This is a genomic window from Campylobacter sp. P0103, from assembly GCF_002139545.1.
Lineage (GTDB): Bacteria > Campylobacterota > Campylobacteria > Campylobacterales > Campylobacteraceae > Campylobacter > Campylobacter devanensis.
Map to the genome: position 1 here is coordinate 135,485 of NZ_MJKG01000003.1, position 15,368 is coordinate 150,852.

The following is a 15,368-nucleotide window of genomic DNA, read 5'->3' on the forward strand; positions in this document are numbered from 1 at the left end:
ATCTCTCTCCTAAAAATTATTTTCTATCAGGCGCAGCTTTTGCCTCTGCGCTATCTGGGTAGGCCTGTTTTAATGCTTTATAAAATTTATTAGCACTTTTTATATCGCCTATTTTATCAAAACTGATTGCTGTATGATACAATAGCTTTGGCATATAATTACCCTTTTGGCTAATTGCTACACTCTTTTCATAATATGGTACGGCAGTTTTATAGCTTTTGTTAAAATATTCAATCTCGCCAAGCATAAAATTTGAGTAGGCTGGCTTATAGTTTTTACTAATTAAATGAGTGAAACACTCACTAGCTTTTTTATATTCATTAGCTTTATAGGCCTTATCAGCCATTATTAAAATCTCAGAAGCTGGCATATCATCAAGTTTTAAATTTGATTTTGTCTCTTTATTTTGAGATGTTTGCTCTTTAACTTCTTTGTTTACAGCTTTTTTATCTTCAGATTTTGTTTGAGCTTTTGGCTGAGCAGTTGAAGTCTCTTGATGTTTGCTATCTATTAAAGCAGTTAGCTCACCAAGTGCTTTAGTGATATTTTTAACATCTTCATCATGTTTAGTTTTGTTTGCTTTGATCTGTGATTTTAAATTTGATATATCTTTGGCGGTAGTAGTTTTTTGCAAATTTAGGCTATTTTCTAGCTGAGTTACTCTGCTTTCAATTGCTAAAATTCGCTGATTTATACCATCTAAAAGGCTTTTAACACCTTCGATATTCTCCTGAGCTAGAGCCACATCAGATTGCATTGAGCCTATATTTTGATCTAGTCTATCTACCTTTTTTTTATTATTTAATAAAACCTTTTCACTTTCTGTAAGACCATATGGATTTTCTTTATTTATATTACCTGCATCAAATACTGAAACTTCAGCAAATATAGAAGTTGCAGCCAAAACGGCTGCAACATGGATAAATTTTTTCATTTATTAGATAAAATTATGGAAGTAGTCTAAATTCATCACGACGATTTTGAGCATCGCAAGATTTTGTTTTTTCAGTACATACAGGTTTGCTCTCACCATTGCTGGTAATTTCGATTCTATCTGCAGCGATACCTTGTGCTATTAAAGCATCTTTAGCAGCTTTTGCTCTTTTTACACCTAAAGCGTAGTTATACTCATCACTACCCCACTCATCACAGTTGCCTTCTACCATTACTTTGTAGTTGCCAGCTTGATTAAAAATAGAAGCGTTTTGATTAATTACGCTTTGCATATCTGGACGAATGCTAAATTTATCAAAATCAAAATATACATTTTGAACTTGAGCTTGTAATGAATTTAATCTCTCAGCAGCGCTGATAACGCCTTGATTAGCTTTATTTGCATCTGCACTCATATCTACCTCTGGAGATTTTGAGCTACAACCAGCCATAAATAGAGCCGCAGCAACAGTAGAAACTAGGACTAATTTTTTCATCTCATTCCTTTTTAAAAAAATTTTGGGCGAATTATAGCATAAATATTCAAATTTTAGATATAAATTTAATATTTATTACCAATCAATTGACTGTAATTTACCAATTTTTAAAGGGAACTGAAAACTGCGGTTTTCATGAACCCTGATAATTCCAACTAAACTACTTCCATTAATATTTTTGATAAATACAATGCTTCCACCATCACTAGAAAATCTTGGATAAGTATTAACTCCGCCTGCTGTAAGTTGTCTAATATAGTCGCTTTTTGTTGAAATTAAATATAAATTAAAAGTCTTTTGCTCATATTCATTTGCACTCTCACGACTTGAATATACAACATAATTATCAAAAGTACTAATTGAGTTATTATTTTTACCATGGAATACCATCTGTTCAACTAGCCCATTACCATCAAGACTAGTAGAAAATATATTTGGATATCCCATTCTATCACTGACAAATACTACTTTAGTATCATTATCTACAAAATTACCGTTGACATCGATTCCACTAAATGTAGTAATTCGTTTTAAGTTTTTAGTAAATATATCATATAGATAGATATCACTTTGATCATTTGGTGCCATTGTTAAAAGCAATTTAGTACCATCACGACTGACATCACTTGCTACAATCATACCGCTACTTTGAATGATTTTACTCTTTTGTTTAGTATGTAAATCAAATTTAAAAAGAGTCGGAGTTAAATTTACATAAGATGTGTAATAAAAAGCACTTTGATCATCATTTGCCCATTTTGGAAAGATATTTAATCCACCGCTAATTATAATTTTTTGATATGTAAGTGTATAATCTGCTACTACAATATTGCTCTTGCCAGGTGTTGTATATTGAGAGAATATAATAGATTTATCCATCCACTCAATTGGAGATAAATTTAGATTTCTAGCAAGTTCTACAATACTTTTATGTGCTAAAAATGGAAATTTATCCACGCTTTGGATATACTCACCACTAAATCTTATCTGATTATTTTTAGCATTTAACACCTTAACTTTTAGACTTAATTGATTGCCTAACTGAGTTAGAGCATATCTGTATATCAAATCAGCATTTTGCTCGCTAGTAAGGATTGCGCTATCATTAAAATCACTAGTATAATACTTATCTAAGACCTCAAATGCTGAACCAACTTTTAAATCCCCTACGATAAGCTTAAAAAATTTATCTTGTAATGCTCTATTGCCAAAATTTTGCGTAGCATCTTGAACTATAATTTTTGGCAATACAAGCCCCTTATTTACAATATCGACTCTACCATCTGCAGCTATTAACCCAATGCAGATCATAAGTAACAAAAATAGCTTTTTCACTTTTACTCCGTTTCTATTAAATCAATTAAATTTATATCCAATACAGTAGCATCTTTACTAGGTGGAACTGGGAAATCTATGGCTTTTAACTGCTCTAAAAACTCCCTAACCTTGCTATTAAATGCACTATTTAATGAATACTCGTCTATATGATAGCTTAGTTTTCCAAATTTATCTATAATAATTTTAACCTTAGCATTATTGTTTGTATCTGCTTTATAGCGCACCCATCTATTTTGAATAATCTCTACTATATCGCCCATATATTTATTATATACGCCTGTCATTGATGATTTTGGTGCTTTTTTATCTATATCTTTTTGGAGCGAAGCGATAATATCAGCTGCACTTTTTGAATTAGATTTTGTCTCGCTTTTAGCATTACTTTGAACTGCTTGAGTTGTCTGTGGAGTAATATCTATAGGTGCAGCCTCGCTAAAAAGATCGCTTAAATTTACACTTGGTATATCTTGTTTTTGTGACACAATATCTTTATTTGTTGTCTCTTGTTTTAATTCTAAAGGTGGTTCTACTTGCTTTTTAATTATAAATTCTTCTATTTTTTGTTCATTTTGCTCAGGCGCTTTGATACTTTGACTAATATCTGATTCTACTACAAAAACATCCATAAATGCGTCTTTGTCATTTGTATATTTTATGCTCTCTTCATATCTACTGAGTTTAAAAAATATAAAAAATATAATGAAAAAATATAATATTACAGAACACCAAAAAGCACCTGTAGTGTTATATGAGATTCCAAATTTACTATTCATTAACCATTTGTTTCTAAGGCAACCTTAGAAAAACCTGCATTTTTCATACTTTTTAAAACAAACATAACATCATCATATATAAGTCTCTTATCAGCTTTTATATATACTGGTGAATTTTTATCATACTTTTTAGATAATAATACTAAATTATCGCTAAGTTCATTTAAAGACATTTTAGATTGATCAATATATACATGTCTTTGACTATCAATTCTAACTGTTAAACTTTTTAACTCTTGGCTTAATACTTTAGATTTTGAACCATCTGGCAAACTAATTTGCTCTTCATAAATAATAGCTGGTGTTGTTACCATTAAAATAGCTAATAGCACCAGCATAATATCAACTAAAGGGGTAATATTTAGTTCTGGATTTTCATCAAAATTTATCATCTATTTACTACTAAGCAATAAATTTGTTTCTCTTTGTATAAGACTTATTAATTCATAAGCTTTACGTTTAATCAATAGATTAAAACTATAAGCTGGAATAGCTACAAATATTCCACAACCAGTAGCAACTAAAGCTTCTGAAATAGCTGGCGCAATAACTGAAAGAGATGCTGCACCACCACCTTGACCAAGTGCTGCAAATGTCTCTAATATACTAATAACAGTCCCAAAAAGCCCTATAAATGGTGAAGTAGATGCGATAATTGCAAGAGCTGTAAGGCCACTTGTAGAGTTAGTTTGAGCTAGTGATATAAAGACTTCTAGACGTTCTTTGCTTAAATTTGATTGTGGGCATTTTTTTAAAACTGAATCTGTATTTTCAAGCTTATTTCCAAGCAAGATCGCCTCCAAAGATTGCTTCTCTCTTTTAATCCAGCGATTAAGTCCATTATATCTTGAGAATAAAATAGTAAAACTAATAACAAAGTAGAGTGACAACCACGCAAGAACGACGATTGTCACCAAGCTACTTTTAGATAAATAACTTATAAGAAGTTCTATAGACTCCACTTATCTAACCCTTACTGAACTATCAATCTTAGATAATGCAGTAGCTAAGATTCCATTGCTATCATGCATTTTTCTTACAAGAGCTTTAGCGTTTTCTATAGATTTAGCAATCTCACTTTCGCTATTACCACTTACATGTACAGCACCATCAACTAAGATGCTAATTTTGTTTTCATCGATCTTAGCATAGCCCCAATCAATAGCAACTGCGTCATGACTTCCATCTAGATTTTCTATATCTACTACGCCAATTTTAAGCAAGGAAACCAAAGAGGCGTGGCCTGGCAAAACGCCAAACTCGCCATCTGCACCAGGAAGGACTACCATTTTAGCATCATTAGAAAATATTAGCCCTTCTGGGGTGACTATTTCTAAATGTATTGTATTCATATAGCTTCCTTTTTGGCTTACGATTTCATCTTTTCAGCTTTAGCGATAGCCTCATCAATATTTCCTACCATGTAAAATGCATTTTCAGGTAGGTGATCATATTTACCTTCTAAAATACCTTTAAATCCAGCGATTGTCTCTTCTAGACTTACATATTTACCAGGACTACCTGTAAATACTTCTGCAACGAAGAATGGCTGAGATAGATATTTTTCAATTTTTCTAGCTCTATCGACAGTTAATTTATCTTCTTCGCTTAGCTCATCCATACCTAAAATTGCAATAATATCTTGCAAGTCTTTATATTTTTGCAATACTGCTTGAACGCCACGAGCAATTCTATAGTGTTCTTCACCTAAAATTTGTGGATCTAGCATTCTAGATGTTGAATCTAGTGGATCAACCGCTGGATAAATACCTTTTTCAGCAATGGCTCTATTAAGAACTGTAGTAGCATCAAGGTGAGCAAAAACAGTCGCAGGAGCTGGGTCAGTAAGGTCATCTGCAGGTACATAAACAGCTTGAACTGATGTGATAGAACCTTTTTTAGTTGATGTAATTCTCTCTTGTAATTTACCCATTTCACTAGCAAGTGTAGGTTGATAACCAACCGCACTTGGAATACGTCCAAGAAGTGCTGACATTTCTGAACCTGATTGAGAGAATCTAAAAATATTATCAATAAACATAAGAACATCTAGTCCCATCTCATCACGGAAATACTCAGCCATTGTTAGACCAGTTAAAGCAATTCTGTTTCTTGCCCCTGGTGGCTCGTTCATTTGACCATAGCATAGGGCAACTTTATCTAAAACGCCCGATTCTTTCATTTCATTATAAAGGTCGTTACCTTCACGAGTTCTCTCACCAACACCAGCAAATACTGAGTAACCACTATGTTTGAATGCAACATTATGAATAAGTTCCATAATAATAACTGTTTTACCAACGCCAGCACCACCAAATAGACCTACCTTACCACCTTTTGCATATGGAGCTAGAAGGTCAACAACTTTAATACCAGTTTCAAAGATTTCACTTTTTGTGCTTTGCTCTTCAAATGGAGGCGGATCTCTATGGATAGACCATCTATTGTCAAATTTTTCTTCAGCACCTTCGTCTATTAAATCGCCTACAACATTAAAAATTCTACCAAGAACTTTTTCACCAACAGGTACACTAATAGGTGCGCCTAAAGCCGTAGCCTCTAGACCACGAGTTAGACCCTCACTCATATCCATAGCAATTGTTCTAACTCTATTATCTCCTAGATGTGCAGCAGTTTCTAATACTAGCTTATGCGTATTACCTTCAACAGTAAAATTTACTTCAATAGCTTCGTTAATTTTAGGTAAGTAGTCTTTGAAATCAACATCAACTACAGGACCCATAACTTGGCTAATTACACCTTTCATTATTACTCCTTATAAATTTACTTCATACTCTCAACGCCACTTATAATCTCTATAAGCTCTGTTGTGATACTCTCTTGTCTTGCTTTATTATAGGCAAGATTTAACTCTTTTACTCTAGCTTTAGCATTATTTGTTGCATTATCCATAGCCTGCATTCTAGCACTATGTTCAGCCGCCAAAGAGTCAATAAGAGCATAATACATACTATACTCAAAATACTTTCTCATAAGCTCATCAAGTATTCTCTCATCATGTTCTGGCTCAAAGTCCATAAGTGAACTATGCAATTGATTATCTTCAATCACTGGTGGTTCAACTGGAACTATGGTATTTACTCTTAGTTCTTGAGAAATCATATTTTTATAGCCATTATGAACTAAAATAACTTTATCAGTTACTCCAGCTACAAAATCAGCAATAGCTACTTTAATAACCTCTTGAGCTTTCTCATATGTAGGTGCTGAACTTACGCCACGGTAACTTTCTAAAATCTCAATACCTTGGAAATTGAAAAATTCAATACCTTTTTTACCCACAGCTCTTAAGCGAACTTTAACTTTTTTAGATTTAAACTCATCTATCATATTTCTTACAGCTTTAATAGTTGAGATATTAAAACCTCCACAAAGACCTTTATCAGCAGTAACAAAAATTATATCAACCTTTTCTACCTTAGCCTCTGTATCAAAAAATTTATTACCTTCGCCAACGATTTTAAACTTATTAATCTCATAAGCTATCTCGCTTAAGACCTCATTGATCTTTAGAGCATAAACACGAGAATGGCGAGCTGCCTCTTCTGCTTTTTTTAATTTCGCAGTAGAGACGAGCTTCATCGCCTTTGTAGTTTTTTGCGTGTTTTGTACGCTCTTGATCTTTCTTTTAATATCCTTTAAATTTGACATATTTTAGCCTTATTCAGCGCTAAATATTGCTTTAAATTCATTTAATGCTTTATCTAGTGCCTCTTCGATATCTTTATCAAGCGCTTTTTTGTTACGAATTTGTTCAAAAATATCTGGGTATTTAGCCTCGATATATGGATAAAGCTCAGCTTCAAATTTAGTAACAGCAGACACTGGAAGATCGTCTAAATATCCATTGCTTCCTGCAAAAATAATTACAACTTGATTTTCAACTGGAAGCGGGCTGTATGGTGGTTGTTTTAGAACTTCAACCATTCTTTGACCACGCTCTAATTGCTTACGGCTACTCTCATCTAGATCACTTGCAAATTGAGCAAATGCTTGTAATTCACGGTATTGAGCTAGGTCTAGTCTTAGAGTACCAGATACTTTTTTGATAGCTTTAATTTGTGCAGCACCTCCAACACGAGATACAGATAGACCAACATTAATTGCTGGGCGGATACCTGAGTTAAATAGATCACTCTCAAGGAAAATTTGACCATCTGTAATAGAGATAACATTGGTTGGAATATAAGCTGAAACGTCGCCAGCTTGAGTCTCAATAATAGGCAATGCTGTTAAGCTTCCTGCTCCTAGTTTATCACTTAGCTTACTTGCTCTTTCGAGTAGTCTTGAGTGTAGATAGAATACATCACCTGGATAAGCTTCACGACCTGGTGGACGGCGAAGAATAAGTGACATCTCACGATATGCAACAGCATGTTTACTTAAATCATCATAAATAATAAGCGCATGACGAGAATTATCACGGAAATATTCACCCATTGTTACACCAGCATATGGTGCTAAATATTGTAAAGCAGCTGCATCGCTAGCACTTGCATTTACAACAATTGTATAGTCCATAGCGCCATATTCTTCAAGTTTTTTAACAACTTGGGCTACTGTTGATTGTTTTTGACCAATTGCTACATAAATACAAATTACATCTTGACCTTTTTGGTTGATAATTGTATCAGTTGCAACTGTAGTTTTACCAGTTTGACGGTCACCAATAATAAGCTCTCTTTGACCTCTACCAATTGGCACAAGAGCATCAATCGCCTTAATACCTGTTTGAAGTGGCTCATGAACAGATTTTCTAGCCATAATGCCTTTGGCTTTTTCTTCTATAAATCTAGTCTCAGTAGCATCAATTGTACCTTTACCATCAATTGGCTCTCCTAAGGCATTTACAACACGACCAATAAGTGCATCACCTACTGGAACTCTAAGAAGTCTACCAAGTCTTTTTACGCTACTTCCTTCTTTAATATCATTACAACCACCCAAAACAACAACACCAACGCTGCTCTCTTCTAGGTTTAGCGCCATACCTTTTTGACCATTTTCAAATTCAACCATCTCGCCAGCCATGACATTTTTAAGACCATAAACATTTGCCACGCCATCAGCGACTGATATAACCTTGCCAGTCTCTTCAATATTAACGCTAAGATCAAAGTTTTCTATGCGTTCTTTGATGATACTGCTAATCTCATCAGCTTTTAACTTAACACTCACGCTTTTACTCCTTATTAAATTACTTTTAATATATATTCGCTCATTTGAGCTTTTAATCTATCGATTGAAAAACTAACTTCAACACCTAAATCGTCAATCTCAATTTTAATGCCATTAAATTCGTTTTTTACAGTTTGAAATTCAATATTTACATCAAATTTATTAGAAAATTTCTGCTCCAACTCACTCTTTTGAGTTTCGCTTAATTCGATATTTCCAGAGATTAAACCTTTAAATTTACCATCTCTTAAAGCTTTTTGATATTCAAATTCTCTTGCAATTTCTGGAATTAAATGTAATCTACCTCTATGGCTTAAAAGCATTAAGAAATTAGCAAGTTTTTCGTTTTTATTATCATTAACTAAAGTTAGCAAAAACTCAACCTTAGACTTCGCATCAATGATTGGCGAGTCTATTATGTAGTTAAATTTATCTAGGCCAAACGCAGCAGCTAACTTACTAATCTCGTCACTTACTCTATTAAATTCATCAGCGTCTAAAGCTAAAATTAGTGCTTTTACATATTTTTTGGCTACTATTTCTCTCATTTAGCTCACCTTTTTCATAATAAGATTGATAAGCTCATTTTGATCTATTTTCATAGCATCACTTGCAAATAGCTCATCTAAAACTTCGCTAACTACGGCTCTAACAAGCTTTCTTTCTTCAAAGTCTTTTTGTTCTTCATAACTTTTTTCTAAGATAGCAATCTCATTTTGAGTATCTTTTTCTATCTTAACTAACATGATTTCTATCTCTTTTTTAACAGCTTGAGTTAAGTCATTTGCAATAACTTTAGCATTTTCTACCTTTTTGGCAGCCTCTTCTTTTTTAGCATTTGAGGCTTTTAGCTTCTCTTGAATAGCGTTTAATCTATTTGCAATAGAGTTAATTCTGCCATGATATGCAGCTTTAACTGGCTTAGCTATTAAGTAATAGAGTATAGCAAAGAATATAACAAAGTTAATCACCCTAGGAATAATATCATACTCACCGCTTCCGCTACCAGCACCAAAAGCAAGCATTGGAGCTGCTAATAATAGGATAAATTTAATATTCATACAAATCTCCTACATTTTTGATAAAGAACCAGCAAGGGTACTTTTTAATTCTGGAATTTTAGCGGTTAAATTAGATTTTAACTCAGCTTTTCTATCGGCAAGTCCAGCCATAAAGCTGTCAAAATCAGCTTCTAAACTCTCTTTTTTGATAGCAACTTTAGTAGCTGCTCTCTCTTTAGCTTCACTTAAAGCAGCATGCTTTTTAGCCTGAGCTTCAGCTCTAGCATCACCTATGATCTTCTCTATTTGGGCTTCGTAATTTCCAGTATCGCTAGCATTTTTACTAACGCTCTCTTCATCATTTTTGATAGATTTATTTCTATCATCAATGAAACCAAGCAATGGCTTGTAGAGAATGGAATTTAGCACAAAGATAAGCCCTAAAAAGATCACTAATGTAATCAGCAACAACGGCGGATCTATCTGTAGCATCGGTTCTCCTTATGTAATTTCATTAAACTAATCGAGTATTTTACAATATTAAAAAATAAATTCTACTGAATTTTTTGAATTATTTTTATCATATTATCGATTTTTTTACTATCATTTAAATTTAAAGTAATTTTTTGCCCGTTTATTTTACATTTTATTCCAAGTTCTTCAATTAAATCTTTAAGCAAATTTAAATTTTTTCTATCCTCAAAATCTATCCTTGGTCTGCTTTGATTGCTATTTTTAAGTCTTTTTACTAAATTTTCAGTATCTCTTACGCTAAGCTTTTGCCCCATTATACTATCAGCTACTAGTTTTTGATTATCTTTATTTAGACCAACCATAATCTTAGCATGACCTTGAGTAATTTTACCCTCATCTATTAACTCTTTAGTATGTTCATCAAGCCCTAAAAGTCTTAGAGTATTGGTTATTTGCGTTCTGCTTTTTTTAACAATAGACGCTAAAGCCTCTTGGGTAATTTTATATTCATTAATTAGCTCTTGATATGCATTTGCCAGTTCAATTGGGCTTAAATTCTCTCTTTGGATATTCTCAATTAGTGCTAATTCTCTTAAATTTTTATCGCCGATATTTGCGACGATTGCTTTGATTTTATCCTCTCCTAAAAGTTTAGTAGCCCTTAAACGCCTTTCGCCAGCAATTAGTGTAAAATTATCACCCTTTCTAATAACAATAATTGGCTGAATTAGCCCGTGACGCTCGATACTTTGACTAAGTTCTCTTAATGATTCATCGCTAAAATTTCGTCTAGGCTGAAACGGATTTGGCTCAATTCTATCAATTTCAATATCAGCTACTAACTCTTTGTGTAATTCCTTATTATATGCTTGCTCAACATCACCTAAGATGGAGTCTAATCCTCTACCAAGTGCCATATTACCCCATTATCGAGTGAGCTAATTTTTGATAGGCTAAAGAGCCGCTAGATTTTATATCATATAAAATAACTGGCTTACCAAAGCTTGGACTCTCAGCTAATTTAACATTTCTAGGAATTATGACAAACCCATCTTCGCAGTTTTCAGCCTTAAATAGCTTATTACTAAAGTGTTTTTTCAAGTCAGCAACCGTCTCTTTAGAGAGATTATTTTGCGAACTATACATCGTAGGCAAGAATCCTTTGATAGCTAATTTTGGATTTGTTGTCTCTTTTATCACTTTTACAGTGTTAAAAATCTGTGCTAAACCCTCCATAGCATAAAACTCGCATTGAATCGGAATAATAACGCTATCACTAGCAGTTAGTGCATTAATTGTTAAAATTCCAAGTGTTGGTGGGCTATCGATTATTATATAATCATAGCTATCACGGATGGTGGCTAGCTTGCTTTTTAAAATATTTTTATAGTCACGATTTTGCTCGTTAAATTCCTGCTCAATACCAACTAGCCCAATATTTGATGGGGCAATATCAAGCATTTGCAGCTCTGTTTTTAATATTATTTCGCTGATATTTTTTCTACCAGTTAAAACATGATAGATATTAAATTCATAATCACTTCTTTTAAAGCCTAGCCCGGTCGTCGCATTAGCTTGCGGATCAATATCAAGTAGCAAAACTCTCTTCTCAGCCACAGCCAACGAAGCTGCTAAATTGACAGCTGTAGTAGTCTTTCCTACGCCACCTTTTTGGTTGGCAATGGTTATAACCTCACTCATCTTGCTGAATACACCCTTTTATTATTTATTATTATCGAGCCATCGCTTTGCAATGTAGCACCGCTTAGGCTCACTGGCTTCTCATCTATATGGACACAAAAATTCTTTGACAATTCAAATTCTATCAAATATTTGCTAAAAATTTGCTTCCATTGTGGCTTAGCATTTAAACTTTTAAAATACAAATCTAGTATAAAATCCCTACTAAGCTCTATATCTAGGCACTTAGCAAAGCTAGGAGCACTTTTTAAATTTAGCCCTATTCCACATACATATACGCTATTAATTTTTGTCGTAATGATACCTGCAATTTTATGCTCTCCTAGATAAATATCATTTGGCCATTTTAGCCATAATTTTGAGCCCTTTTCTCTAAGTGCCAAGACTAAAATATAGGCAAAATATATGCTTGCAGATACTGACTCTAAGTCGCTTGGTAAATCCTTGGCATCTATTGCAAAGCTTAAGTATAAATTGCCTTTTGGGCTATGCCAGTTATTTGCTCTACTTCCTATGCCATGACTTTGACAATCAGCCACTATAGCACACGGAGGATATTTTTTAAATGATTTTATATCTTCAATTAGTTTAGTTTGTGTCGATTGACACTCACAAATATACTCTATCTCCAACACTTAGCCTTTTGCCATTTAAATAACTTTTTGCATCAACTGATTTTTTACCAGCTGCTTGTAGTGTTTTTATTAAAATACTTCCATGATTTACACCAACTACAAAACCATTATCATTAATGGATAAAATTTCACCAATTCCACCATTTAAATTTGCTACTTCTATATCTAAAATTTTTATTCCATTTTTAGTAAAAATCCCTGGCCATCCATAATATGCTAAAAATTTTGTCCAAATTTGACTAGCACTATCAACACTAAAATCAACTAGACCATCATCTTTTTTTATCTTTTTACACTTTGAACTAAGAGCATCAAACTGCTTGATTGGATTGATATTTTCATACTCATTTAGTATTTTAATAGTCAAATTTGCAGCCATTATGCTTAACTTATCAAATAATTCATATGAGTTCATATTGGTAATATCAAGAATACTAAATGCTAAAATATCACCGCTATCAAGCCCTTCATTCATTGCCATAGCTGTAACTCCGCTTAAACTATTTTTATCTAAAATAGCCGATTGTATAGGAGATGCACCACGATATGCTGGCAAAATAGATGCATGCAAATTAACACATGGCGCAATATCTAAAATTTCACGTGGTAGAATCTGTCCATAAGCTGCTACTATAATAATATCAGGATTTAGTGATTTAATATGCTCTTTAACTCCGCTCTCTTTTAAAGATTTTGGCTGATAAACTATATCATTAAGTCCTAAATCTATGGCTAGTTTTTTTACATCTGGCGGGGTAAGAGTTTGGCTTCTACCTACTGGTTTATCAGGCTGAGTATAGATAGCAAGAATATTAAATTTAGCCTTATAAATCTCTTCTAAAATCTTACTAGCATAGCTTGGAGTTCCCATAAAAACTATATTTTTCATCTTTTACCTTTAAAAATTGTACCGCCAATTTGGTTTGAGTTTAACAAAAACTCTCTTGCTACGCTAAGATCAAACCCGCTGGCTAAAAACATATCTTTACCATTTTGCATTAAAAAATCAGCCGCTAATAGCTTTGTAGTAATTCCACCTGTGCCATGCTTTGAGCCTGTTTGCGAATTTTTAGTTAATTCAGATTGATCGATACTAGTTACTACTGATCTTATTGTAGCAGTTTTATCTAAACTTGGATCGGCTGTATAATAACCATCTATATCACTTAATATAACTAGTAAATCAGCATCAAAATAGTACGCTACCGCACTTGATAATCTATCATTATCCCCATAAACTATCTCGCTAATTCCTGTAGAATCATTCTCATTTATAATTGGTAGAATTTTATTTTCAAGCAAGCCATTAATTACATTTTTAGCATGATTAGTAATTTTTCTAGAGTCAAAATCACCTGCTGTAAGCAAAATTTGAGCTGCCATTTTACCATATTTTGATAAGGTATTAGAGTAGATTTCCATCAAATATGGTTGCCCAAGACTAGATAAAATTTGCTTATTTATAACACTTGTTCTTGGTAGATCAAATTTGGCTTGACCAGCGCTAATTGCTCCACTACTAACTAAAATAACTTCAAATTTATTGCTTAAATCACTTAAAAATTTACAAAGATTGTCTATTCTACTTTGACTAATTGCATTATCATCGCTTAAAACATGTGAGCCAACTTTTATAACTATGCGTTTCACTCTAGCCCTTTTTATAATTATTTAGGGCTAGAATTATATCTAAATTTATCTAAATTTATCACCTAATTTTAGGCTGTAGTATCATCTTTTAAAATCTCTAAAAGAGCGAATTTAAGCTCTTTTAAATTTTCTCCGCTAACGCTTGAAATTGGCATTACAAAATATGGAAGTGAAGTATCAATTTTATATCCACTTTGTTTTATTTCAAAGCCAAATTTAGATATAAAATTTTGAACTTTTTTATCAATATCCTCAGCCACATCTGCCCTAGTAAGAGCAATGGCAAAACTTCGTTTAGCAAGTAAAGGTGAGAATTTTTCAACTTCAGATCTTAGAGTTTCAAACTGCTCTTCAAGGCTTCTATAGTTTGCTAAATCTATCATATATAGCAAAACTTTAGTTCTTTCGATATGTTTTAAAAACTTAATTCCAAGCCCTTTGCCATCACTAGCTCCTTCTATAATACCTGGAATATCAGCCATCACAAATCCATTGAATTGATCTACTTCAACCAATCCTAGCTTTGGTGTAAGCGTAGTAAATTCATAATTTGCAATTTGAGGTTTAGCATTTGATACAGCTGAGATTAAGGTAGATTTACCAACATTTGGAAAACCAACAAGACCAACATCGGCAATCAGCTTTAATTCAAGTCTAATATTCTTAGTCTCACCTGGAAGTCCTGGCTGCGCTTTTGAAGGTGCTTGATTTACGCTAGTTTTAAAATGAATATTGCCAAGACCGCCTTTGCCGCCAAGTAAAAATAACTCTTTTTGCCCCTCAGTTGTAAGGTCTAGTAGCAACTCTCCACTATCATTATCATACACAGCAGTTCCTGGCGGTACAATTAATTCAAGGTTCTCACCCTTTTTACCAGTCATATTTCTTGGAAGTCCTGGTACGCCATTTGCAGCTTTTAAAACTCTTTTACCTTTGTAGTTTGCTAAAGTATGCGTATTATTATCAACTATAAAATATACATCACCGCCATTTCCGCCATCACCGCCATCTGGCCCACCTAGAGGAACATGCTTTTCACGGCGAAAACTAGCACAGCCTGGCCCACCTTTGCCACTACTTACAGTAAAATTTACACTATCTATAAACATTTTGGATATCCTTTATCTAAAGGCTATTTAAAGAATAAATTAATTAAAGAGAAAGCCC

At 33.3% G+C, this 15,368-nt stretch carries 19 protein-coding genes; all 19 read right to left on the minus strand.

Annotation, left to right across the window (positions count from 1 at the left end):
- Positions 1 to 16: 16 nt before the first annotated feature.
- Positions 17 to 934 (minus strand): hypothetical protein, encoded by a 918-nt coding sequence (locus tag CIGNP103_RS04915; RefSeq protein WP_086234200.1) that lies wholly within the window; start codon positions 932 to 934, stop codon positions 17 to 19.
- 13 nt (positions 935 to 947) lie between these two features.
- Complete coding sequence (locus tag CIGNP103_RS04920) at positions 948 to 1,430, minus strand: OmpA family protein (protein ID WP_086225062.1); 483 nt, start codon at positions 1,428 to 1,430, stop codon at positions 948 to 950.
- A 75-nt stretch (positions 1,431 to 1,505) separates the two neighbouring features.
- On the minus strand, positions 1,506 to 2,765 hold the full coding sequence (tolB, locus tag CIGNP103_RS04925; protein WP_086225061.1) for a Tol-Pal system protein TolB: 1,260 nt from the start codon (positions 2,763 to 2,765) through the stop codon (positions 1,506 to 1,508).
- Positions 2,766 to 2,767: 2 nt separating this feature from the next.
- Positions 2,768 to 3,541, minus strand: a complete 774-nt coding sequence (locus CIGNP103_RS04930; protein ID WP_086241682.1) for a TonB C-terminal domain-containing protein — start codon at positions 3,539 to 3,541, stop codon at positions 2,768 to 2,770.
- Complete coding sequence (locus CIGNP103_RS04935; protein ID WP_086232551.1) at positions 3,541 to 3,933, minus strand: biopolymer transporter ExbD; 393 nt, start codon at positions 3,931 to 3,933, stop codon at positions 3,541 to 3,543. The genes CIGNP103_RS04930 and CIGNP103_RS04935 overlap by 1 nt, the downstream gene beginning before the upstream one ends.
- The gene (locus CIGNP103_RS04940; protein WP_086225058.1) at positions 3,934 to 4,503 is read right to left on the minus strand and encodes a MotA/TolQ/ExbB proton channel family protein; all 570 of its coding nucleotides are present in this window, start codon (positions 4,501 to 4,503) and stop codon (positions 3,934 to 3,936) included. It abuts the gene before it with no gap.
- Positions 4,504 to 4,893: an ATP synthase F1 subunit epsilon gene (gene atpC, locus CIGNP103_RS04945; protein ID WP_086226793.1), complete on the minus strand. Its 390-nt coding sequence runs from the start codon at positions 4,891 to 4,893 to the stop codon at positions 4,504 to 4,506. It abuts the gene before it with no gap.
- A gap of 17 nt (positions 4,894 to 4,910) precedes the next feature.
- Positions 4,911 to 6,308, minus strand: coding sequence for a F0F1 ATP synthase subunit beta (atpD, locus tag CIGNP103_RS04950; RefSeq protein WP_086225056.1), 1,398 nt, complete (start codon positions 6,306 to 6,308; stop codon positions 4,911 to 4,913).
- Positions 6,309 to 6,325: 17 nt separating this feature from the next.
- The gene (atpG, locus tag CIGNP103_RS04955) at positions 6,326 to 7,213 is read right to left on the minus strand and encodes an ATP synthase F1 subunit gamma (protein WP_086228447.1); all 888 of its coding nucleotides are present in this window, start codon (positions 7,211 to 7,213) and stop codon (positions 6,326 to 6,328) included.
- Positions 7,214 to 7,222: 9 nt separating this feature from the next.
- Positions 7,223 to 8,740: a F0F1 ATP synthase subunit alpha gene (gene atpA / locus CIGNP103_RS04960; RefSeq protein WP_086225054.1), complete on the minus strand. Its 1,518-nt coding sequence runs from the start codon at positions 8,738 to 8,740 to the stop codon at positions 7,223 to 7,225.
- A gap of 14 nt (positions 8,741 to 8,754) precedes the next feature.
- Entirely contained in the window at positions 8,755 to 9,288 is a 534-nt protein-coding gene (locus tag CIGNP103_RS04965; RefSeq protein ID WP_086232552.1) for a F0F1 ATP synthase subunit delta, read from the minus strand.
- Positions 9,289 to 9,801: a F0F1 ATP synthase subunit B gene (locus CIGNP103_RS04970; protein ID WP_086241683.1), complete on the minus strand. Its 513-nt coding sequence runs from the start codon at positions 9,799 to 9,801 to the stop codon at positions 9,289 to 9,291.
- 9 nt (positions 9,802 to 9,810) lie between these two features.
- A complete protein-coding gene (locus tag CIGNP103_RS04975) occupies positions 9,811 to 10,233 on the minus strand; it encodes a FoF1 ATP synthase subunit B' (RefSeq protein WP_086225051.1) in 423 nt (140 codons plus the stop codon).
- 62 nt (positions 10,234 to 10,295) lie between these two features.
- Entirely contained in the window at positions 10,296 to 11,132 is an 837-nt protein-coding gene (locus CIGNP103_RS04980) for a ParB/RepB/Spo0J family partition protein (protein ID WP_086225050.1), read from the minus strand.
- A 1-nt stretch (position 11,133) separates the two neighbouring features.
- Entirely contained in the window at positions 11,134 to 11,916 is a 783-nt protein-coding gene (locus CIGNP103_RS04985; RefSeq protein WP_086225049.1) for a ParA family protein, read from the minus strand.
- Positions 11,913 to 12,548, minus strand: a complete 636-nt coding sequence (locus CIGNP103_RS04990) for a biotin--[acetyl-CoA-carboxylase] ligase (RefSeq protein ID WP_086268680.1) — start codon at positions 12,546 to 12,548, stop codon at positions 11,913 to 11,915. The genes CIGNP103_RS04985 and CIGNP103_RS04990 overlap by 4 nt, the downstream gene beginning before the upstream one ends.
- Positions 12,526 to 13,440 (minus strand): methionyl-tRNA formyltransferase, encoded by a 915-nt coding sequence (gene fmt / locus CIGNP103_RS04995; protein ID WP_086268681.1) that lies wholly within the window; start codon positions 13,438 to 13,440, stop codon positions 12,526 to 12,528. Before fmt ends, CIGNP103_RS04990 begins: the two co-directional genes overlap by 23 nt.
- Positions 13,437 to 14,201: a glutamate 5-kinase gene (proB, locus tag CIGNP103_RS05000; protein WP_086268682.1), complete on the minus strand. Its 765-nt coding sequence runs from the start codon at positions 14,199 to 14,201 to the stop codon at positions 13,437 to 13,439. The genes fmt and proB overlap by 4 nt, the downstream gene beginning before the upstream one ends.
- Before the next feature lie 68 nt (positions 14,202 to 14,269).
- On the minus strand, positions 14,270 to 15,310 hold the full coding sequence (obgE, locus tag CIGNP103_RS05005; protein ID WP_086268683.1) for a GTPase ObgE: 1,041 nt from the start codon (positions 15,308 to 15,310) through the stop codon (positions 14,270 to 14,272).
- Positions 15,311 to 15,368 lie beyond the last annotated feature (58 nt).

What these genes read in the sequence shown, in the direction of transcription:
- CIGNP103_RS04915 (WP_086234200.1), bottom strand. Translation starts at nt 934, where the DNA reads ATGAAAAAATTTATCCATGTTGCAGCCGTTTTGGCTGCAACTTCTATA.
- CIGNP103_RS04920 (WP_086225062.1), bottom strand. Translation starts at nt 1,430, where the DNA reads ATGAAAAAATTAGTCCTAGTTTCTACTGTTGCTGCGGCTCTATTTATG.
- CIGNP103_RS04930 (WP_086241682.1), bottom strand. Translation starts at nt 3,541, where the DNA reads ATGAATAGTAAATTTGGAATCTCATATAACACTACAGGTGCTTTTTGG.
- CIGNP103_RS04935 (WP_086232551.1), bottom strand. Translation starts at nt 3,933, where the DNA reads ATGATAAATTTTGATGAAAATCCAGAACTAAATATTACCCCTTTAGTT.
- atpC (WP_086226793.1), bottom strand. Translation starts at nt 4,893, where the DNA reads ATGAATACAATACATTTAGAAATAGTCACCCCAGAAGGGCTAATATTT.
- atpD (WP_086225056.1), bottom strand. Translation starts at nt 6,308, where the DNA reads ATGAAAGGTGTAATTAGCCAAGTTATGGGTCCTGTAGTTGATGTTGAT.
- atpG (WP_086228447.1), bottom strand. Translation starts at nt 7,213, where the DNA reads ATGTCAAATTTAAAGGATATTAAAAGAAAGATCAAGAGCGTACAAAAC.
- CIGNP103_RS04965 (WP_086232552.1), bottom strand. Translation starts at nt 9,288, where the DNA reads ATGAGAGAAATAGTAGCCAAAAAATATGTAAAAGCACTAATTTTAGCT.
- CIGNP103_RS04970 (WP_086241683.1), bottom strand. Translation starts at nt 9,801, where the DNA reads ATGAATATTAAATTTATCCTATTATTAGCAGCTCCAATGCTTGCTTTT.
- CIGNP103_RS04975 (WP_086225051.1), bottom strand. Translation starts at nt 10,233, where the DNA reads ATGCTACAGATAGATCCGCCGTTGTTGCTGATTACATTAGTGATCTTT.
- CIGNP103_RS04980 (WP_086225050.1), bottom strand. Translation starts at nt 11,132, where the DNA reads ATGGCACTTGGTAGAGGATTAGACTCCATCTTAGGTGATGTTGAGCAA.
- CIGNP103_RS04985 (WP_086225049.1), bottom strand. Translation starts at nt 11,916, where the DNA reads ATGAGTGAGGTTATAACCATTGCCAACCAAAAAGGTGGCGTAGGAAAG.
- fmt (WP_086268681.1), bottom strand. Translation starts at nt 13,440, where the DNA reads ATGAAAAATATAGTTTTTATGGGAACTCCAAGCTATGCTAGTAAGATT.
- obgE (WP_086268683.1), bottom strand. Translation starts at nt 15,310, where the DNA reads ATGTTTATAGATAGTGTAAATTTTACTGTAAGTAGTGGCAAAGGTGGG.